Annotated in this window: 20 protein-coding genes; 14 read left to right on the top strand and 6 right to left on the bottom strand. The window is 62.2% G+C overall.

Annotated features, from left to right (window positions below; all coding sequences use genetic code 11):
* Positions 1-5: 5 nt before the first annotated feature.
* Complete coding sequence (gene alr / locus SSARUM2_RS21845; RefSeq protein WP_049195298.1) at positions 6-1,085, top strand: alanine racemase; 1,080 nt, start codon at positions 6-8, stop codon at positions 1,083-1,085.
* 44 nt (positions 1,086-1,129) lie between these two features.
* Here the strand turns inward: alr and SSARUM2_RS21840 are convergent, their stop codons facing one another.
* The gene (locus SSARUM2_RS21840) at positions 1,130-1,897 is read right to left on the bottom strand and encodes a transporter substrate-binding domain-containing protein (RefSeq protein WP_033636197.1); all 768 of its coding nucleotides are present in this window, start codon (positions 1,895-1,897) and stop codon (positions 1,130-1,132) included.
* A gap of 215 nt (positions 1,898-2,112) precedes the next feature.
* Between SSARUM2_RS21840 and SSARUM2_RS21835 the strand changes: the two genes are divergently transcribed.
* The 5 genes from SSARUM2_RS21835 (at position 2,113) to maa (ending at position 5,469) form a co-directional block, all read left to right on the top strand.
* Positions 2,113-2,580 carry an Lrp/AsnC family transcriptional regulator gene (locus SSARUM2_RS21835; protein ID WP_004936775.1) on the top strand — a complete coding sequence of 156 codons (468 nt, stop codon included), beginning with the start codon at positions 2,113-2,115 and terminating at the stop codon, positions 2,578-2,580.
* Positions 2,581-2,666: 86 nt separating this feature from the next.
* Positions 2,667-3,860 (top strand): amino acid aminotransferase, encoded by a 1,194-nt coding sequence (locus SSARUM2_RS21830; RefSeq protein WP_060439613.1) that lies wholly within the window; start codon positions 2,667-2,669, stop codon positions 3,858-3,860.
* Between the two features lie 126 nt (positions 3,861-3,986).
* The gene (locus SSARUM2_RS21825) at positions 3,987-4,403 is read left to right on the top strand and encodes a secondary thiamine-phosphate synthase enzyme YjbQ (protein ID WP_060453150.1); all 417 of its coding nucleotides are present in this window, start codon (positions 3,987-3,989) and stop codon (positions 4,401-4,403) included.
* 4 nt (positions 4,404-4,407) lie between these two features.
* Complete coding sequence (locus SSARUM2_RS21820) at positions 4,408-4,761, top strand: MmcQ/YjbR family DNA-binding protein (protein WP_019453210.1); 354 nt, start codon at positions 4,408-4,410, stop codon at positions 4,759-4,761.
* Between the two features lie 150 nt (positions 4,762-4,911).
* Positions 4,912-5,469, top strand: coding sequence for a maltose O-acetyltransferase (gene maa, locus SSARUM2_RS21815; protein WP_039569636.1), 558 nt, complete (start codon positions 4,912-4,914; stop codon positions 5,467-5,469).
* 30 nt (positions 5,470-5,499) lie between these two features.
* Here the strand turns inward: maa and SSARUM2_RS21810 are convergent, their stop codons facing one another.
* Together SSARUM2_RS21810 and uvrA are read right to left on the bottom strand one after the other, a co-directional pair.
* The gene (locus SSARUM2_RS21810; RefSeq protein WP_060425025.1) at positions 5,500-6,552 is read right to left on the bottom strand and encodes an NAD(P)-dependent alcohol dehydrogenase; all 1,053 of its coding nucleotides are present in this window, start codon (positions 6,550-6,552) and stop codon (positions 5,500-5,502) included.
* A gap of 229 nt (positions 6,553-6,781) precedes the next feature.
* Entirely contained in the window at positions 6,782-9,610 is a 2,829-nt protein-coding gene (uvrA, locus tag SSARUM2_RS21805; RefSeq protein WP_033636192.1) for an excinuclease ABC subunit UvrA, read from the bottom strand.
* Between the two features lie 277 nt (positions 9,611-9,887).
* On the opposite strand from uvrA, the gene ssb1 reads away from it, so the two are divergent.
* A complete protein-coding gene (ssb1, locus tag SSARUM2_RS21800) occupies positions 9,888-10,421 on the top strand; it encodes a single-stranded DNA-binding protein SSB1 (protein WP_033654707.1) in 534 nt (177 codons plus the stop codon).
* A 61-nt stretch (positions 10,422-10,482) separates the two neighbouring features.
* Here the strand turns inward: ssb1 and SSARUM2_RS21795 are convergent, their stop codons facing one another.
* Together SSARUM2_RS21795 and SSARUM2_RS21790 are read right to left on the bottom strand one after the other, a co-directional pair.
* On the bottom strand, positions 10,483-11,232 hold the full coding sequence (locus tag SSARUM2_RS21795) for a 3-oxoacyl-ACP reductase family protein (protein ID WP_033649717.1): 750 nt from the start codon (positions 11,230-11,232) through the stop codon (positions 10,483-10,485).
* A gap of 149 nt (positions 11,233-11,381) precedes the next feature.
* Positions 11,382-11,642, bottom strand: coding sequence for a YdgH/BhsA/McbA-like domain containing protein (locus SSARUM2_RS21790; RefSeq protein WP_033636189.1), 261 nt, complete (start codon positions 11,640-11,642; stop codon positions 11,382-11,384).
* Between the two features lie 196 nt (positions 11,643-11,838).
* Here SSARUM2_RS21790 and SSARUM2_RS21785 point away from each other — a divergent pair, with 196 nt between their 5' ends.
* The 5 genes from SSARUM2_RS21785 (at position 11,839) to SSARUM2_RS21765 (ending at position 16,942) form a co-directional block, all read left to right on the top strand.
* On the top strand, positions 11,839-12,282 hold the full coding sequence (locus tag SSARUM2_RS21785) for a lipocalin-like domain-containing protein (protein ID WP_033636188.1): 444 nt from the start codon (positions 11,839-11,841) through the stop codon (positions 12,280-12,282).
* A complete protein-coding gene (locus SSARUM2_RS21780; RefSeq protein ID WP_033649718.1) occupies positions 12,279-12,947 on the top strand; it encodes a glutathione S-transferase in 669 nt (222 codons plus the stop codon). Before SSARUM2_RS21785 ends, SSARUM2_RS21780 begins: the two co-directional genes overlap by 4 nt.
* A 47-nt stretch (positions 12,948-12,994) precedes the next feature.
* Complete coding sequence (locus tag SSARUM2_RS21775) at positions 12,995-13,402, top strand: VOC family protein (protein ID WP_039569623.1); 408 nt, start codon at positions 12,995-12,997, stop codon at positions 13,400-13,402.
* Between the two features lie 332 nt (positions 13,403-13,734).
* Complete coding sequence (locus tag SSARUM2_RS21770; protein WP_033636185.1) at positions 13,735-15,096, top strand: NCS2 family permease; 1,362 nt, start codon at positions 13,735-13,737, stop codon at positions 15,094-15,096.
* 196 nt (positions 15,097-15,292) lie between these two features.
* Positions 15,293-16,942 carry a Na+/H+ antiporter gene (locus tag SSARUM2_RS21765; RefSeq protein WP_033636184.1) on the top strand — a complete coding sequence of 550 codons (1,650 nt, stop codon included), beginning with the start codon at positions 15,293-15,295 and terminating at the stop codon, positions 16,940-16,942.
* A 76-nt stretch (positions 16,943-17,018) separates the two neighbouring features.
* On the opposite strand, the gene SSARUM2_RS21760 is transcribed toward SSARUM2_RS21765, so the two are convergent.
* The gene (locus SSARUM2_RS21760) at positions 17,019-17,906 is read right to left on the bottom strand and encodes a LysR family transcriptional regulator (protein ID WP_025304429.1); all 888 of its coding nucleotides are present in this window, start codon (positions 17,904-17,906) and stop codon (positions 17,019-17,021) included.
* Positions 17,907-18,046: 140 nt separating this feature from the next.
* Here SSARUM2_RS21760 and SSARUM2_RS21755 point away from each other — a divergent pair, with 140 nt between their 5' ends.
* Together SSARUM2_RS21755 and SSARUM2_RS21750 are read left to right on the top strand one after the other, a co-directional pair.
* Positions 18,047-18,469 carry a CidA/LrgA family protein gene (locus SSARUM2_RS21755; protein ID WP_004936830.1) on the top strand — a complete coding sequence of 141 codons (423 nt, stop codon included), beginning with the start codon at positions 18,047-18,049 and terminating at the stop codon, positions 18,467-18,469.
* Positions 18,462-19,151, top strand: coding sequence for an LrgB family protein (locus SSARUM2_RS21750; protein ID WP_004936833.1), 690 nt, complete (start codon positions 18,462-18,464; stop codon positions 19,149-19,151). Before SSARUM2_RS21755 ends, SSARUM2_RS21750 begins: the two co-directional genes overlap by 8 nt.
* Positions 19,152-19,172: the final 21 nt, after the last annotated feature.

The following is a 19,172-nucleotide window of genomic DNA, read 5'->3' as shown; positions in this document are numbered from 1 at the left end:
CTGAAATGAAAGCGGCAACCGCTGTAATCGACCGCCGCGCTCTGCGACATAATCTGCAACAGGTGCGCCGCCAGGCGCCGCAAAGCCGCCTGATTGCCGTTGTGAAAGCAAACGCTTATGGACATGGCCTGCTGGAAACAGCCCACACCCTGCAAGACGCCGACTGCTACGGCGTGGCGCGCATCGGCGAGGCGCTGATGCTGCGCTCCGGCGGCATCGTCAAACCGATCCTGCTGCTGGAAGGCTTCTTCTGTGCCGAAGATCTGCCGGTGCTGGTGGCGAACAACATCGAAACCGCGGTACACAGCATCGAACAGCTCGAAGCGCTGGAGCAGGCCGAGCTGGCGCGCCCGGTGCCGGTGTGGATGAAGCTCGATACCGGCATGCATCGGCTGGGGGTGCGCCCCGAACAGGCGGAAGCGTTTTATCAGCGCCTGTGCGCCTGCCGCAACGTGGCGCAGCCGGTCAATATCATGAGCCACTTCAGCCGCGCCGATGAGCCGGAGTCCGACGCCACCCTGAAACAGATCGCCTGCTTCGAGCAGTTCGCGCGCGGCAAACCGGGCCAGCGCTCGGTCGCCGCGTCCGGCGGCACGCTGCTGTGGCCGGATGCCCACAATGAGTGGGTGCGTCCCGGCATCATTTTGTACGGCGTGTCGCCGCTGGATAACGGCAGCGGCGCCGAGCATGGGCTGCAGCCGGCGATGGCGCTGAAGTCCAGCCTGATCGCGGTACGCGAGCACAAGGCCGGCGAAGCGGTTGGCTACGGCGGCACCTGGGTAAGCCCGCGCGATACCCGGCTGGGCGTGGTGGCGATGGGATACGGCGACGGCTACCCGCGCAGCGCGCCGACCGGTACGCCGATCCTGATTAACGGCCGCGAAGTGCCGATCGTCGGCCGGGTGTCGATGGACATGATTTCGGTCGATCTCGGGCCGGACGCCGCCGATAAGGTGGGGGATGAAGCGGTGCTGTGGGGCCAGGCGCTGCCGGTCGAGCGCATCGCCGCCTGCACCGGCATCAGCGCTTACGAACTTATCACCAAGCTCACGCAGCGCGTGGCGATGGAATACATCGGCGACTGATGCGCAGCAGGGGCCGACGCGCGTCGGCCCCGTTTCTCAGCGGGTTACTTCTTTACCGCCAACCACTTATCGATAATCTTCTGATACTCGCCGGTCGCCTTGGCCAGGTGCAGCCACTGATCCACATACAGTTTCCAGCTCAAATCGTCGCGCGGCAGCATGTAAGCCTTCTCGCCGTACTGCATCGGTTTGCTCGGATTCACCGCGCACAGCTTCGGATAGCGCTTCTGCTGGTACAGCGCCTCGGAGGCGTCGGTGATCATCACGTCCGCCTTGCGGTCTACCAACTGCTGGAAAATGCTCATGTTGTCGTGCGTCAGCGTCAGCTTGGCCTTCGGCAGATAGGCGTGCACGAAGGCTTCGTTGGTGCCGCCCGCCGGCTCCAGCAGGCGCACCGACGGTTTGTTGATCTGCTCGAGAGTGCGGTATTTCTTCACGTCGGTGCAGCGCACCAGCGGGATTTTGCCGTCGGTATCCAGCTTGTCGGCGAAGAACACCTGTTTTTGTCGCTCCAGCGTGACGGAGATGCCGCCCATCGCGATATCGCACTTGCCGGAGGTGAAGTCCGGCGTCAGGGTTTTCCAGCTGGTTTTCACCCACTTCACTTTGGCGCCCAGGCTCTTGGCCAGCGACTCCGCCATATCGATATCGATGCCTTCATAGCCGCCGTCTTCCTTGAGGAAGGTATAGGGCTTGTAGTCGCCGGTGGTGCAGACCTCCAGGGTCTTTTGCTGCAGCACCTTGTCCAGGTGGGATTGCGCGCCGGCGCCGCCGGCGGCGAGCAGCAGCGCGAGAGGGAGTAGCTTTTTCATCTGGCGTCCTTTTTATACATTCGTGGTTTTATGCGTTACTTCGCCGTTAATTGTCGTTTACCTGCATGAGTTAGCCGTTTTTTATGCCGCTTACCGGCGAAAACGCCGGGCGTTGCTGCTGTACGCGATTTAAGCGCTAGGGTGTGACGTCGGCAACGGTAAAAAAACTGGTAGGCTGTAACGTCAACATTTATTAACACAGTTTACAGGTGGCTATGTACAACATTGACGATTTTGATATGAAAATCCTGACGCTGTTACAGGCCAACGGCCGTCTGACCAATCAGGAACTGAGCGAGCTGGTCGGGCTCTCCGCCTCCCAGTGTTCGCGGCGGCGCATCAGCCTGGAGCAGGCGCAGCTGATCCGCGGCTACCACGCGCGGCTGGCGCCGGAGGCGGTCGGCCTGGGGCTGGTAGGGCTGATCGAAGTCAGCCTGATCACGCACGCGCAGGAGCAGATCGACAGCTTTCATCAGATGCTGGAGGAGGTGGACGCGATCCTTGACGCTTACAAGACCACCGGCGACGCCGATTACCTGCTGAAAGTGGCGGTGGCGGACCTGCCGGCGCTGAGCGAGTTCATCAGCCAGACGCTGTCGCCGCACAAAAGCGTGGCGCATATCAAAACGGCGGTGGTGCTCAATCGCATCAAGGAAAACGGTTTGTTGCCGGTGGCGAGATAAAGCTAAAACCGAATGCGGTTTTCCGTCTATATTAGGAACGTAACGCTGTGCCCAAACCACAATAAATAAACCAGGAGAAAACCCCCGTGTTCCAGAACGTTGACGCCTATGCCGGCGATCCCATTCTGTCGCTGATGGAAAAATTCAAACAAGACCCGCGCGCGCACAAGGTGAACCTGAGTATCGGCCTGTACTACGATGCGCAGGGCATCATCCCGCAGATGCGGGCGGTCGCCGCGGCGCAAGCGCAGTTGAACAGCGTCGAGCACGGCGCCTCGGTATACCTGCCGATGGAAGGGCTGCAACCCTACCGTTCCGCCATCCAGCAGCTGCTGTTCGGCGCGCAGCACCCGATGCTGCAGCAGGGGCGCATCGCCACCATTCAGACCGTCGGCGGCTCCGGCGCGCTGAAAGTGGGCGCCGACTTCCTGAAAAGCTACTTCCCGGATTCGCAGGTGTGGGTCAGCGATCCCACCTGGGAAAACCACGTCGCCATCTTCAGCGGCGCCGGTTTCAAGGTGAATACCTACCCGTATTTCGACAGCGAAAGCCTAGGCGTGAAGTTCGACGCCATGCTCGCTGCGCTGAAACAGCTGCCGAAGCACAGCATCGCGCTGCTGCACCCGTGCTGCCACAACCCGACCGGTTCCGACCTGACCCCTGCCCAGTGGGATGAGGTGGTCAAGGTGATCGCCGAGCGTGAAATCATTCCGTTCCTCGACATTGCCTATCAGGGCTTCGGCGGCGGCATGGAGCAGGATGCCTACGCCATTCGCGCCATCGCGGCGGCCGGCCTGCCGTGCCTGGTGAGCAACTCGTTCTCGAAGATCTTCTCGCTGTACGGCGAGCGCGTCGGCGGCCTGTCGGTGGTGTGCGAAAGCGAAGAGGCGGCCGGGCGCGTGCTGGGCCAGCTGAAGGCCACCGTGCGCCGCAACTACTCGAGCCCGCCGAACTTCGGCGCGCAGCTGGTGGCCAAGGTGCTGAACGACGCCCAGCTGAAAACCCAGTGGCTGGACGAAGTGGAGGGCATGCGCACCCGCATTCTCGAGATGCGCCACGCGCTGGTGGACACCCTGAAGAGCGCGCTGCCGCAGCGCAACTTTGATTACCTGCTGGCGCAGCGCGGCATGTTCAGCTACACCGGCTTCAGCGCGGCGCAGGTCGATCGCCTGCGTGAAGAGTTCGGCGTCTACCTGATCCACAGCGGCCGCATGTGCGTGGCCGGCCTGAACCACAACAACGTGCGTCAGGTGGCCGAGGCGTTTGCCGCGGTGCAGTAACGCCTGTTAGTCTGAAGGGACGTTCATCGGGGAGCGATAGCGATATCGCTCCTTTTTTATTGCCGGCGCGCCGCCGAAGTTGCCGCAAACCGGAGAGAGAATATACTGATTGAGGGGCGCTCACTCATGTGGCATCAGCAAACGCTAATCCTCAGCGCAAAAGCGCGTGGCTTTCATCTGGTTACCGACGAGATCACCAACCAGTTAACCCACTTACACCGCCTGCAAACCGGCCTGTTGCATCTGTTGCTGCAGCATACCTCGGCCTCGCTGACGCTCAACGAGAACTGCGATCCCACGGTGCGAGCCGATATGGAGCAGCATTTCCTGCGTCAGGTGCCGGAAAACGCACCCTATCAGCATGACTACGAAGGGCCGGACGACATGCCGGCGCACATCAAATCCTCGCTGCTGGGCGCTTCCCTGACGCTGCCCGTCAGGCACGGGCGGCTGATGTTGGGCACATGGCAGGGCATCTGGCTGGGGGAGCACCGCATCCACGACGGAGCACGCCGTATTGTGGCCACGTTACAGGGGGAATAACCCAATGAATAACAGTGCATTGCTGGAGTACTGCATGGCGAAGCCGGGCGCGGAACAAAGCGACCAGAACCAGTGGCAGGCCAGCCAGATCAAGGTGGGCGACGTGATGTTCGCCATGGTGTGCGAGGTCGAAGGGCGGCCGGCGCTGGCGGTCAAGTCCAGCCCGGAGCTGGCGGAAAGCCTGCGTGAACACCATCCGGAGATCGTCGCCTGCGACGGCCTGAACAAGGCGCACTGGAACACGGTGTTTCTTGACGGCAACCTGCCGAACTCGCAGTTTTACACGCTGATCGACAGCTCCTATCAGCTGGTGGTGGAAGGCCTGCCCGAACACGTGCGCCAGGAACTGCGCGCCTGATTGTCGGGCGGCGGCGGCGCCCGTTTTCTCCTGCTTTTTCATGTTAAAGCGTGATCGCGGTTTTAAGTTGGGAACGTTCCCTTTCTGTTGCCGAGCTAAAGCGGCTACGCTTGGGCATTCAAGAAACGCGGATAACATAAGGAGGCCGACATGGCCATCAGCGAAGAAAAGCGCAAGATGATCGCCGGGGAACTGTACGACGCCGGCGATGACCTGCTGCGCAGCGAGCGTCGGCGCGCGCGTCAGCTGACGCATCGCTATAACCACTCCTCGCCGGAAGAGGGCGAGCTGCGCAAACAGTGGCTGGGTGAGCTGCTGGGCGGCTATCAGGGCGGCACCATCGAGCCGACCTTCCGCTGCGACTACGGCTATAACATCTATCTCGGCAAGAACTTCTACGCCAATTTCGACTGCGTGATCCTCGACGTGTGCGAGGTGCATATCGGCGACAACTGCCTGCTGGCGCCGGGCGTGCATATTTACACCGCGACCCATCCGCTGGACGCTGAGACCCGCGTCGGCGGCGCGGAGTTCGGTAAGCCGGTCAAGATTGGCGACAACGTATGGATCGGCGGACGCGCGGTGATCAATCCGGGCGTGACCATCGGCGACAATGCGGTCGTTGCCTCCGGCGCGGTGGTAACCAAAGACGTGCCGGCCAATTGCGTGGTGGGCGGCAACCCGGCCAGGATCATCAAGCAGCTATAAGAAACGGGCGCCGTTGGGCGCCCGCCGTCATCAGACCCGCAGCGAGTCGATATCCACCACGAAGCGGTACTTCACGTCGCTTTTCAGCATGCGCTCATAGGCTTCATTAATCTGCTGCATCGGGATCAGCTCGATATCCGACGTGATGCCGTGTTGGCCGCAGAAGTCCAGCATCTCTTGCGTTTCCGCGATGCCGCCGATCAGCGAACCGGCGATGCGGCGGCGCTTCATGATCAGATTGAACACCTGCGGCGACGGATGATCGTGCTCCGGCGCGCCGACCAGCGTCAGGGTGCCGTCGCGGCGCAGCAGGTTGAGGAACGGATTCAGATCGTGCTGGGCCGCTACCGTGTTGAGGATGAAGTCGAAGCTGTTGACGTGCTGCGCCATCTCCTCCGGGTTGCGCGAAATCACCACTTCATGCGCGCCAAGACGCTTGGCGTCTTCGATTTTCGACGGCGAGGTGGTGAACAGCACCACGTGCGCGCCCATCGCTCGCGCCAGTTTGACGCCCATGTGCCCCAGCCCGCCGAGCCCGACGATGCCGACCTTTTTGCCTGGCCCCGCGCCCCACTGGCGCAGCGGCGAATAGGTGGTGATGCCGGCGCACAGCAGCGGCGCGACCCCGGCCGGATCGAGATTCTCCGGCACGCGCAGCACGAAGTCCTGATCCACCACCAGATCGGTGGAGTAGCCGCCGTAGGTCACGGCGCCGGTCTGGCGATCCTGACCGTTATAGGTGCCGGTGAAGCCGTTCTCGCAATACTGCTCCAGCCCCTCATCGCAGCTCGGGCAGCTGCGGCAGGAATCCACCATGCACCCGACGCCGACCAGATCGCCGACCCGGTAACGCGAGACGTGGTCGCCGACGGCGCTAACGCGGCCGACGATTTCGTGGCCCGGCACCACCGGGTAAATGGTATTGCTCCATTCATTGCGCGCCTGGTGCAGATCCGAGTGGCAGACGCCGCAGAACAACACCTGAATTTGCACATCGTGGTCGCGCAGGGCGCGCGGCTGGTAATCGAAAGGCACCAGCGCAGACTTCGCGTCATGCGCGGCATAGGCATGGGTAATGTTCATGGTCGCTCCAGTTATCAATGTATGGGGGACAACGCTTGGCCGGCAGCGGAGTGCCGGTGAGACGCGGCCTGAGTCAGACAGGGCGGCCGCCGAGGGAACATTGATGATAAAAGCGGTGAGCGCGGAGGGAAATGCCTGAAAATGTCGAAATCTTGCCTGTTTCTGTTTGATTGCAGCGAAACGGGTCGGCGTGCGGGCTGCCTGAGCGACGGCCCGCACGCCGGCGGCACTACGGCTTCAACAGCGGTTTCAGGAAGCGTGCGGTGTGCGATTTTTCACACTCGGCCACGGTTTCCGGCGTGCCGGCGACCAGGATCTCGCCGCCGCCGCTGCCGCCTTCCGGCCCCAGATCGACGATCCAGTCGGCGGTCTTGATCACGTCCAGGTTATGCTCGATGACCACGATGGTGTTGCCCTGATCGCGCAGCTGATGCAGCACCGCCAACAGCTGTTGGATATCGGCGAAGTGCAGGCCGGTGGTCGGTTCGTCGAGGATATACAGCGTCTGGCCGGTGCCGCGCTTCGACAGCTCGCGCGCCAGCTTGACGCGCTGCGCCTCACCGCCGGAGAGCGTGGTGGCCGACTGGCCGAGACGGATGTACGACAGGCCGACATCCATCAGGGTCTGCAGCTTGCGCGCCAGCGCCGGCACCGCGTCGAAGAACTCGCGCGCTTCTTCGATGGTCATCTCCAGCACTTCGTGGATGCTCTTGCCCTTGTACTTCACTTCCAGCGTTTCGCGGTTATAGCGCTTGCCCTTGCACTGATCGCACGGCACGTAGATGTCCGGCAGGAAGTGCATCTCAACCTTGATCACCCCGTCGCCCTGGCAGGCTTCACAGCGCCCGCCCTTGACGTTGAAGCTGAAACGGCCCGGCGTATAACCGCGGCTGCGCGATTCCGGCACGCCGGCGAACAGCTCGCGCACCGGGGTGAAAATGCCGGTGTAGGTGGCCGGGTTGGAGCGCGGCGTGCGGCCGATCGGGCTCTGATCGATGTCGATCACCTTGTCGAAATGCTCCAGGCCGGTCACTTCGCGGAACGGCGCCGGTTCGGCGATGGTGGCGCCGTTGAGCTGGCGCTGGGCGATCGGGAACAGCGTATCGTTGATCAGCGTCGATTTGCCGGAGCCGGAAACGCCGGTGATGCAGGTAAACAGACCGACCGGCAGCGTCAGCGTCACGTCCTTCAGGTTGTTGCCGCGCGCGCCGCTCAGCTTCAGCACCTTGGTCGGATCGGCCTGCACGCGCTGCGCCGGAATGGCGATCTCGCGCTTGCCGCTGAGGAACTGGCCGGTCAGCGAGTCCGGCTGCGCCATGATGTCGTCGACGGTGCCTTCCGCCACCACCTGGCCGCCGTGTACGCCGGCGCCGGGGCCGATGTCGATCACGTGGTCGGCGGCGCGGATGGCGTCTTCGTCATGCTCCACCACGATCACCGTGTTGCCGAGGTTGCGCAGGTGGATCAGCGTTTCCAGCAGGCGCTCGTTGTCGCGCTGGTGCAGGCCGATCGACGGCTCATCCAGCACGTACATCACGCCCACCAGGCCAGCGCCGATCTGGCTGGCCAGACGGATGCGCTGCGCTTCGCCGCCGGAGAGCGTCTCCGCCGAGCGGGACAGCGACAGGTAGTTCAGGCCGACGTTCACCAGGAATTTCAGGCGATCGCCGATCTCTTTCAGCACTTTTTCGGCGATCTTGGCGCGTTGGCCGCTGAGCTTCATGTTCTGGAAGAAGGTCATCGCATGGCCGATGCTCAGATCGGAGATCTCCGGCAGCGTGGTGTCTTCGACGAACACGTTACGCGCTTCTTCGCGCAGGCGGGTGCCGTGGCACGAGGCGCAAGGGCGGTTGCTGATGAACTTCGCCAATTCTTCGCGCACCGCGCTGGATTCGGTCTCTTTATAGCGGCGCTCCATGTTGTGCAGCACACCTTCGAACGGATGACGGCGCACGGTGGTATCACCGCGATCGTTGATGTATTTGAATTCGATCGACTCTTTGCCGGAGCCGCTCAGCACCGCCTTCTGCACGTCGGCGCTCAGGGTGTTGAACGGCGCTTCGACATCGAACTCATAGTGCTCCGCCAGCGAGCGCAGCATCTGGAAGTAATAGAAGTTGCGGCGATCCCAGCCGCGGATCGCGCCGCCGGCCAGCGACAGCTCGGGGTTTTGCACCACGCGATCCGGATCGAAGAACTGCTGCACGCCCAGGCCGTCGCAGGTCGGGCAGGCGCCAGCCGGGTTGTTGAAGGAAAACAGGCGCGGTTCCAGCTCGCGCATGCTGTAGCCGCAGATCGGGCAGGCGAAGTTGGCGGAGAACAGCAGCTCGTCCGCTTTCTCGTCGTCCATATCCGCCACCACCGCGGTGCCGCCGGACAGCTCCAGCGCGGTTTCGAACGATTCGGCCAGGCGCTGCGCCATGTCCTCGCGCACCTTGAACCGGTCGACCACCACTTCGATGGTGTGTTTCTTCTGCAGCTCCAGCTTCGGCGGATCGGACAGATCGCACACTTCACCGTCGATGCGCGCGCGGATATAGCCCTGGGCGGCCAGGTTTTCCAGCGTTTTGGTGTGTTCGCCCTTGCGGTCTTTCACCACCGGCGCCAGCAGCATCAGGCGCTTGCCTTCCGGCTGGCTCAGCACGTTATCGACCATCTGGCTGACGGTTTGCGCCGCCAGCGGCACATGGTGATCCGGGCAGCGCGGCTCGCCGACGCGGGCGAACAGCAGGCGCAGGTAGTCGTGGATTTCGGTGATGGTGCCGACCGTGGATCGCGGGTTGTGCGAGGTGGATTTCTGCTCGATGGAGATCGCCGGCGACAGGCCCTCGATATGATCGACGTCCGGTTTTTCCATCAGCGACAGGAACTGGCGCGCATAGGCGGAGAGCGATTCGACGTAGCGGCGTTGCCCTTCGGCATACAGCGTATCGAAAGCCAGCGATGACTTGCCGGAACCGGACAGGCCGGTGACGACGATCAGTTTGTCACGCGGGATAATCAGGTTGATGTTTTTCAGATTATGGGTTCGAGCACCACGAACTTCGATATTGTCCATTTACACTTCCCGTCTTGATGATACACCGCGCCTGTCGCGATTTTTGCGGGGGATTTTGTGATGGATCTCGCAAAAAACCGGCACAGCCAGGTCGAAACGCATAATTATGACACAAAAAAACCTGAATGAATATCCAGTATGCGAATGCAACAAGGTCGATCGAAAAGACAATTCTGGAATGCAATTCGCACTTATCAACACGGGTGTGGTTTCGCACTCAGCGTGGTAAACTGACGCGTTTATACTGTGTAGAAATCAATCATCGGGAGAAGTGCTCATGGCCAGCAGAGGCGTAAACAAAGTAATTCTGGTCGGGAATCTGGGTCAGGATCCAGAAGTCCGTTACATGCCGAACGGCGGCGCAGTGGCCAACATTACCCTGGCGACCTCCGAAAGCTGGCGTGACAAGGCGACCGGCGAACAGAAAGAGAAGACCGAGTGGCACCGCGTCGTGCTGTTCGGCAAACTGGCCGAAGTGGCGGGCGAATACCTGCGTAAAGGCTCTCAGGTCTACATCGAAGGCTCCCTGCAGACCCGTAAATGGCAGGATCAGAGCGGCCAGGATCGCTACACCACCGAGATCGTGGTTAACGTCGGCGGCACCATGCAGATGCTGGGCGGCCGTCAGGGCGGCGGCGCACCGGCCGGTCAATCTGCCGGCGGCCAGGGCGGTTGGGGCCAGCCTCAGCAGCCACAGGGCGGCAACCAGTTCAGCGGCGGCCAGCAGCAGTCGCGCCCGGCGCAGAACAGCGCTCCGGCGGCCAGCAGCAACGAACCGCCAATGGATTTCGACGACGATATCCCGTTCTGATATCCGACCGTTTGCAGCCAAAAAAAGCCCCTTCACGGGGCTTTTTGCATTTCAGGGATGGTTACGCCGAGAAGCCGCCGTCGATGCTCAGGCTGGCGCCGGTGATATAACCCGCCTGCGGGCCGGCGAGGTAGGCGACGAAGCCGGCGATCTCTTCATCTTTGCCGTAGCGGCCGATCGCCATCAGCTGCTTGAGCTGCTCGGCGAACTCACCGGCGTCCGGGTTCATCTCGGTGTCTACCGGGCCGGGCTGCACGTTATTGACGGTGATGCCGCGCGGGCCGAGATCGCGCGCCATGCCTTTGGTCAGGCCGACCAGCGCCGATTTGCTCATCGCATACACCGCCGCGCCGCCGAACGGCACGCGCTCGGCGTTGGTGCTGCCGATGTGAATGATGCGGCCGCCGTCGTTCATGTGGCGCGCCGCTTCCTGGCTGGCGACGAACACGCTGCGCACGTTGACCGCCAGCATGCGATCCAAATCGTCCAGCGCCAGCTCCTCGGTGCTGCCCAGCGTAAACACCCCGGCATTGTTCACCAGAATATCCAGATTGCCGAACTGGCTGACCGCCTGGCGCACCGCCTGCTGCAGCGCCGCCGCATCGGCGCTGTCAGCCTTGATGGCGAGGGCTTTGCCGCCGGCGGCGGTAACGGCGCTTGCCACCGCTTCGGCGCGATCGGCCGAGGCGGCGTAGGTAAAGGCGACCGCGGCCCCTTCGCTCGCCAACCGTTTCACGATGGCGGCGCCGATGCCGCGTGAGCCGCCCTGGACGAACGCGACTTTGCCATGCAGAGGTTGTGCTGTGGTCATGTTATTTCTCCAAAGTGGGTGAGGGTAAGGCGTTATTCCCAGTATCGGTGAAATGTCTGGCGGCCACTGTTCACAAAGAGCTTTGCCTGCCCACAACGAGAAAAGCCCCTTGCGGGGCTTCTTTCTTCCGTCGGTTGGCTGTTCGACGATCAGTTGAAGATTTCTGCGGTGCCGTACAGTTTGTTCTGGCCGCCGGCGGCGACGATGCGGTATGAGCTGGCGCCTGACGCAGCGGCTTTGCTGGCCAGTTCGCTTTCCAGCGCGCTCAGGTTGCTGGCGCCGCTAACGGAGACTACGCCGATTTTCTGGGCGTCTGCAGCGGGTTGGCTGGACGGCAGGTCAGCGGCGAAGGTAGCGAAAGAAGCGGTAGCCAGCAGCGCAGCGGTAGCAAAAATTTTGACGTTTTTCATGATGTATTCCTCAGCGTATTGATTGGATGAGAGCCCGTTGTCTCTCGATGTATTAAATAGTAGTGCGACAGGCTGGAATAAAAAATCGGAGAGTTTTGAGTATCTCTGTCAAATAAACTGATTGTTTTTTCATCCGCTGGCGCGCGGTAAAAATCGCCACTACCCTTTACAGACGATCCTTAACCGGAGAAGCGTAATGACGGTAAACGCATTTATCGGCAGCTGGGCGCTGGTGTCCTCGGCATTTGAGAACCAGGACGGCGAGCTGAATTACCCGCTGGGCGAGCAGGTGCTGGGGCGCATCCATTATGAGGCCAACGGCACGATGGCGGCGCAGCTTTACAGCGCCGTGCGGCCGCGTTTCGCCGCCGACGATTTGGCGCAGGGGTCAGAGCGGGAGATCCGCGCCGCCTTCATCAATATGATTTGCTACTTCGGCCGCTATCAGGTGGAGGAAAGCGAGCAGCGGGTGGTGCATCAGGTCGAAGGCTGCTCGTTCCCCAACTGGGTAGGCAGCCGTCAGGTGCGTTTTTACGCTTTCAGCGGCGATCGGCTGACGTTGCGCACGGTGCCCTTGCAGCTCGGCAACGGCGTGCAGGTGGGCGAACTGGTGTGGCAGCGGACAGGAGCTTCTTTATGATCATTGTTCATCATCTCAATCATTCGCGCTCGCAGCGCATTCTGTGGTTTCTGGAAGAGCTGGGCGTGCCCTATCAGGTGCAACGCTACGAACGCGATCCGCAGACCATGCTGGCGCCGGCGGCGCTGAAAAAGATCCACCCGCTGGGCAAATCACCGGTGATCGTCGACGGCGATCTGACGCTGGCGGAATCCGGCGCCATCATCGAATACCTGCAGGAAGCCTATGACGCGCAAGGGATGTTCATGCCGACCGACTTCCACGCGCGCCAGCAATACCGCTACTGGCTGCACTACGCCGAAGGATCGCTGATGCCGCTGTTGGTGATGAAACTGGTGTTCAGCCGCCTCGGCCAGCCGCCGATCCCCTGGCTGCTGCGGCCGGTGGCCGGCGCGATCGGCAAGGGCGTGCAGCGCGAATATCTCGACAAGCAGATCGCGCCGCACTGCGAGTATCTCGAGCAGCACCTGAACAAGGGCAGCTGGTTCGTCGGCAACGACTTCAGCGCGGCGGACATTCAGATGAGCTTCCCGCTGGAGGCGATGGCGGCGCGCGGCGCGTTGGATGATTGCCCGAAACTGCGCGGCTTTCTGCAGCGCATTCACGCCCGGCCCGCCTACCAGCGGGCGTTGGAGCAGGGCGGCCCTTACGACCTGCTGAGTTAACCGGATGGGCTATACTCGATGGGGTCATTCTTCATCGGAGGTAGCCCATGGCTACGCAAATCTTCGTTAATCTGCCTGTCCGCGATCTGCCCGCCTCGATGGCTTTTTTCACCCGCCTGGGTTTCACTTTCAACCCGCAATTTACCGATGACACCGCCGCGTGCATGGTGGTCAGCGACACGATTTACGTGATGCTGCTGACCCATGACAAATTCAGGGTGTTTACCCCGAACCCGATCGGCGACGCCAAACAGGCCACCGAAGTGCTGGTTTGCCTGTCGCAGCCCAGCCGGGCGGCGGTGGACGAACTGGTGCGCAAGGCGGTCGCCGGCGGCGGCAACACCTACCACCCGCCGCGGGACTACGGCGTGATGTACGGCCACGGTTTTCAGGATCTGGACGGCCATATCTGGGAATTGATGTATATGGATCCCGCGGCGGCGCAGGCGCAATAACCCCGCCGTGACGGCGTTCGCCGGGGCGCTCGTCGCCCCGGTTTTATCGTGCAGGCGCCATTTCCGCCGCTTTCTGCATAAATTGCCGCGATCTTTAGTTGATTAGACGCTAGGGAAGGCAGGATAATCGTTTGCCTTGAATAAACCACCATAAATCACCCGTACCGCGCGCTGCGAGTTAAACGTTTGCCTTGGTGCGCATCGCCGTTGGCGCTGCGAAGGAAGGGCACGGATGCGGAACGTGACGTAAACGATTACGTGACGATCGGGCGCGGGCGAGATTACAGGCCTGCTGCGACGGGCCGATTCATGAAACACAGGGGAAGTAACCTATGTCGAACTCTCAAGCGAACCACGCCGCAAAACCAACCGGCGGGCTTGATGGCTATTTTAAAATTTCCGCGCGCGGCAGCAGCGTGCGCCAGGAGGTGGTGGCGGGGCTGACCACCTTCCTGGCGATGGTGTACTCGGTGATCGTGGTGCCGAGCATGCTGGGCAAAGCGGGCTTCCCACCGGCGGCGGTGTTTGTCTCCACTTGCCTGGTGGCCGGTCTGGGCTCGCTGCTGATGGGGCTGTGGGCTAACCTGCCGATGGCGATCGGCTGTGCGATCTCGTTGACCGCCTTCACCGCCTTCAGCCTGGTGCTGGGCCAGCACATCAGCATTCCGGTGGCGCTGGGCGCGGTGTTCCTGATGGGCGTACTGTTTACCGTCATCTCGGTCACCGGTATCCGCGCCTGGATCCTGCGCAACCTGCCGATGGGCGTGGCGCACGGCACCGGCATCGGTATCGGTCTGTTCCTGCTGCTGATCGCCGCCAACGGCGTCGGCCTGGTGGTGAAGAATCCGCTGGATGGCCTGCCGGTGGCGCTCGGCGCGTTCACCTCCTTCCCGGTGGTAATGACGCTGGTCGGCCTGGCGGTGATCTTCGGCCTGGAAAAACTGCGCGTGCCCGGCGGCATTTTGCTGGTGATCATCGCCATTTCCATCATCGGCCTGATCTTCGACCCGGCGGTGAAATACCAGGGGCTGTTCGCCATGCCGAGCCTGGCGGACGCGGACGGCAAATCGTTGATCTTCAGCCTGGATATCATGGGCGCGTTGCAGCCGGTGGTGTTGCCGAGCGTGCTGGCGCTGGTGATGACCGCAGTGTTCGACGCCACCGGCACCATCCGCGCGGTGGCCGGGCAGGCCAACCTGCTGGATAAAGACGGCCAGATCATCAACGGCGGCAAGGCGCTGACCTCGGATTCCCTGAGCAGCATCTTCTCCGGCCTGGTGGGCGCCGCGCCCGCCGCGGTCTACATCGAATCCGCCGCCGGCACCGCCGCGGGCGGCAAGACCGGCCTGACCGCCACCGTGGTCGGCATTCTGTTCCTGCTGATCCTGTTCCTGTCGCCGCTGGCCTATCTGGTGCCGGTCTATGCCACTGCACCGGCGCTGATGTACGTCGGCCTGCTGATGCTGAGCAACGTCACCAAGCTGGACTTCAACGACTTCGTCGACGCGATGGCCGGCTTGCTGTGCGCGGTGTTCATCGTGCTGACCTGCAACATCGTTACCGGCATCATGCTGGGCTTCAGCTCGCTGGTCATCGGCCGCATCTTCTCCGGCGAATGGCGCAAGCTGAACATCGGCACCGTGCTGATCGCCGTGGCGCTGGTGGCGTTCTACGCCGGCGGCTGGGCGATCTAAGCCCTCGGGTTTCCCTCGCCCGGCGGGCGAGGGAAGCTGTCACGGCAATTCCCTTCTTAAGATAAGTCTTCTTCTGCTCTGCACCGCGTTTTGAAAGGCACAACAAGCTTTAACGGCTGTAAAAAAAGTGATCTACTATCGGGACCAACGCAGGCCCTGAGCCGATGTCGTCTGAATCGTAGAGTCTAAGGAAAGCATGGAAATCTTTTTTACAATCCTCATTTTGATCCTGGTGGTCTCCCTGTCCGGGGTGGTGACGCGCATGTTGCCGTTCCAGGTGCCGCTGCCGCTGATGCAAATCGCCATCGGGGCCCTGTTGGCCTGGCCGCATTTCGGGCTGCACGTCGACTTTGATCCCGAACTGTTCCTAGTGCTGTTCATTCCGCCGCTGCTGTTCGCCGACGGCTGGAAAACGCCAACGCGCGAATTCCTGCACCACGGGCGTGAAATTCTCGGCCTGGCGCTGGTGCTGGTGCTGATCACCGTGGTCGGCGTCGGCTATCTGATCTACGCCATGGTGCCGGGCATTCCGCTGGTGGCGGCCTTCGCGCTGGCGGCGGTGCTGTCGCCGACCGATGCCGTGGCATTGTCCGGCATCGTCGGCAAAGGGCGCATTCCCAAGCCGATCATGGGCGTGCTCGAAGGCGAGGCGCTGATGAACGACGCATCCGGCCTGGTGTCGCTCAAGTTCGCCATCGCGGTGGCGATGGGCACCATGGTGTTCACCGTGGGCGGTGCAACCCTCGAGTTTCTCAAAGTGGCGATCGGCGGCCTGCTGGCCGGCGTGGCGGTCACCTGGACCTACAGTAAATCGCTGCGGGTGATGAGCCGCTGGAGCGGCGACGATCCGGCGACCCAGATCGTGTTCCTGCTGCTGCTGCCGTTCGCTTCTTATCTGATCGCCGAACATATCGGCGTTTCCGGCATCCTGGCGGCGGTAGCGGCGGGGATGACCATCAGCCAGTCCGGCGTGATCCGCAACGCGCCGCTGGCGATGCGCCTGCGCGCCAACAGCGTATGGGCGATGCTGGAATTCGTATTCAACGGCATGGTGTTCATCATGTTGGGCCTGCAGCTGCCGGGCATTCTTGAGACCTCCATCCTGCAGGCGGAGCTGGATCCGACCATCCAGACCTGGTACCTGTTCGCCGACGTGGCCACCATCTACGCCGCGCTGCTGGTGCTGCGTTTCACCTGGCTGTGGGTAATGAAGAAGGCCAGCAACCGCTTTATGAAAAAGCGCCCGCTGCAGTTCGGCGATTACAGCACGCGTGAGCTGTGGGTGGCGTCGTTCGCCGGGGTGCGCGGGGCGATTACCCTGGCCGGTGTGCTGTCGATACCGCTGTTGCTGAGCGACGGCACCGCCTTCCCGGCGCGCTATCAGCTGGTGTTTATCGCCGCCGGGGTGATCCTGCTGTCGTTGATCGTCGGCGTGCTGGCGTTGCCGCTGCTGCTGCGCGGCGTGCAGGTGGCCGACAAGAGCGCCAGCAAGCAGGAAGAACGCATGGCGATCGCCATGGCGGCCGAAGTGGCGATCGAGAGCGTGAATAAAATGGAAGAGCGCCTGGTTGCCGATACCGAAGAGAACCTCGATCCGCAGGTGTTGAAAGAGGTCAGCTCGCGGGTGACGGGCATGCTGCGGCGGCGTATCGCCTCGAAAGACGACATCGAGAATGCGCTGGCGATGGAAAACCTCGAGCGGCGTTTCCGCCTGACGGCGCTGCGCGCCGAGCGCGGCGAGCTGTACCACCTGCGCGCCACGCAGAAAATCAGCAACGAGACGCTGCAAAAACTGCTGCACGATCTCGACTTGCTCGAAGCGCTGCTGATCGAGCGCGAAGGCTAAACCTCAGACGAGGAATTAACGTTTTTCCTCTCTATTTCTGTCCCGAAGGGCCGCCTGTGCGGCCCTTGTTTTTTGGCTACTTGAGCGGCGGCCAGTAGTCGCGGCAGCAGGCGATCCAAGCCTGTGCGCTGTGCGACAGGTAGCTGCCCTGGCGCCAGATCAGCCCGATTTTCCACTCCATGCGTGGCTCCAGCGGCAGCCAGACCAGGTTTTCCTTGTCCAGCCAGCGGCAGACCGGCTCCGGCAGCATGGCGATGCCCACGCCGGCCTGCACCATCGAGGCGAGAAAGTCCCATTGGCCGCTGCGCACCGCGATTTGCGGTTCAAAACCGGCCTGGCGAAACGCCTTCATCAGCATCTTGTACAGCGCAAAGTCTTCGTTATAAATCAGGATCGGGCTGTCGGCCAATTCGGCGATATTGATGCGGGTGCGGTTGAGCCACTGCGGCGTGCGCGGCGCCACCACGCACATCGGGTGGCCCAGCAGCGGCAGAAAGGTCAGCGGCTGTTCCGAATCGAAGGGCAGCACCGTCATCGCCAGATCCAGTTCGCCGGACATCACCGCCTGTTCGACCGACAGACCGCCCAGTTCGGAAATTTTCAATTCGATGCCGGGATAGGTCTGGCGAAAGCGGCGGATCAGATCGGCGATCTGCCTGCCCACCATCGGCGGAATGCCCAGCCGCAGCACGCCTTTTTTCACCGAGCTGATGTCTTCCAGCTCCGCCTCCAGCTGGCGGAATTCGTCGAGGATCGTCAGGCCGCGCTGATACACCGCCTGGCCGCTGTCGGTCAGGCGCAGCTTGCGGCCTTCGCGGATCAGCAGTGTGCATTCCAGCTCCTCTTCCAGATGCCGCAGCATCTTGCTGATGGTGGGCTGGGTGACGAACAGTTTTTCCGCGGCGCGGGTGAAGCTTTGCTGGCGCACCACTTCAACGAAGTAGCGCAGGGTGCGGACATCCACGTTAGGGGCCTCCTTGAGGGCGCTACCGGCGGGAAACTATTCCCGGCCGGCATGATGTCGATAATTTTAATTCATTTCAGGCGTGGTTTCCCGGCTGCGTATACTGTAGGCCGTCAATTTATTGTTTGAGGTCATCTTTCATGTCTCTGGCGTTACGCCGCGTTGCCCCCTCCCTGCTGACCCGTTTGCAGGTGCCGATTCAGGTGGCGTTGTATGCGGCGCTGTTCCTGATCGCCGATCGCCTGGTGCAACAATTCCACCTGCCGCTCCCCGCCAATATCGTCGGCATGCTGATGCTGCTGGCGCTGATCCTGCTGCGCATTCTGCCGCTGAGCTGGGTCAAGGCCGGCTCCCGCTGGCTGCTGGCGGAAATGCTGCTGTTCTTCGTGCCGGCGGTGGTGGCGGTGGTCAACTATGCCCAGCTGCTGATGGTCGAGGGCTGGAAGATCTTTCTGGTGATCGCGGTCAGCACCATGCTGACGCTGGGCGCCACCGGGCTGGTGGTGGACAGGGTGTATCGGCTGGAGATTTGGCTGCAGCGACGGAAGCAGCGCCATGAATGATTTTATCCTCAGCCTGGCCTGCTTTCTGGCGACGCTGGCGCTCTACTTCGCCAACAAGAAGCTGTACCGCCGCCGCCGCACGTTACTGCTGATGCCGCTGGTACTGACGCCGATGATCCTGGTGCTGCTGCTGGTGGTCACCCACATCTCCTATCAGGACTATATCGGTGAAACCCACTGGCTGCTGTGGCTGCTGGGGCCGGCGACCATCGCCTTTGCGGTGCCGGTGTACGAGAATTTGCACATCATCCGCCGCCACTGGCTGTCGCTGACCGCCGGGGTAACGACGGCGGTACTGGTGGCGGTGTACAGCTCGGTGTGGCTGGCGCGCCTGCTGACGCTGCCGGAAGAGGTGCAGCGCAGCCTGGCGGTGCGTTCGATTACCACGCCGTTCGCGCTGGAGGCCGCCAAACAGATGGGCGGGCAGCCGGATCTGGTGGCGCTGTTCGTGGTGATCACCGGGGTGTTCGGCATGGCGGTGGGCGACATTCTGTTTCTGCGGCTGGCGGTGCGCAGCCGCCTGGCCAAGGGAGCCGGGTTTGGCGCCTCGTCGCACGGCGCCGGCACCGCCCGCGCTTATGAACTGGGGCCGCAGGAGGGCGTGGTGTCGAGCCTGGTGATGATGCTGGCCGGCATTATCACGGTAGTGGCCGCGCCGCTGATCGGCCGGCTGATGTGGTAAGACCTCTCGGGGCGGGCTCTG

This window comes from Serratia sp. K-E0102, assembly GCF_029962625.1.
Taxonomy (GTDB): domain Bacteria; phylum Pseudomonadota; class Gammaproteobacteria; order Enterobacterales; family Enterobacteriaceae; genus Serratia; species Serratia sarumanii.
Note: the sequence above shows the minus strand (reverse complement) of the source record. Positions and strands in the feature narration are given on the sequence as shown.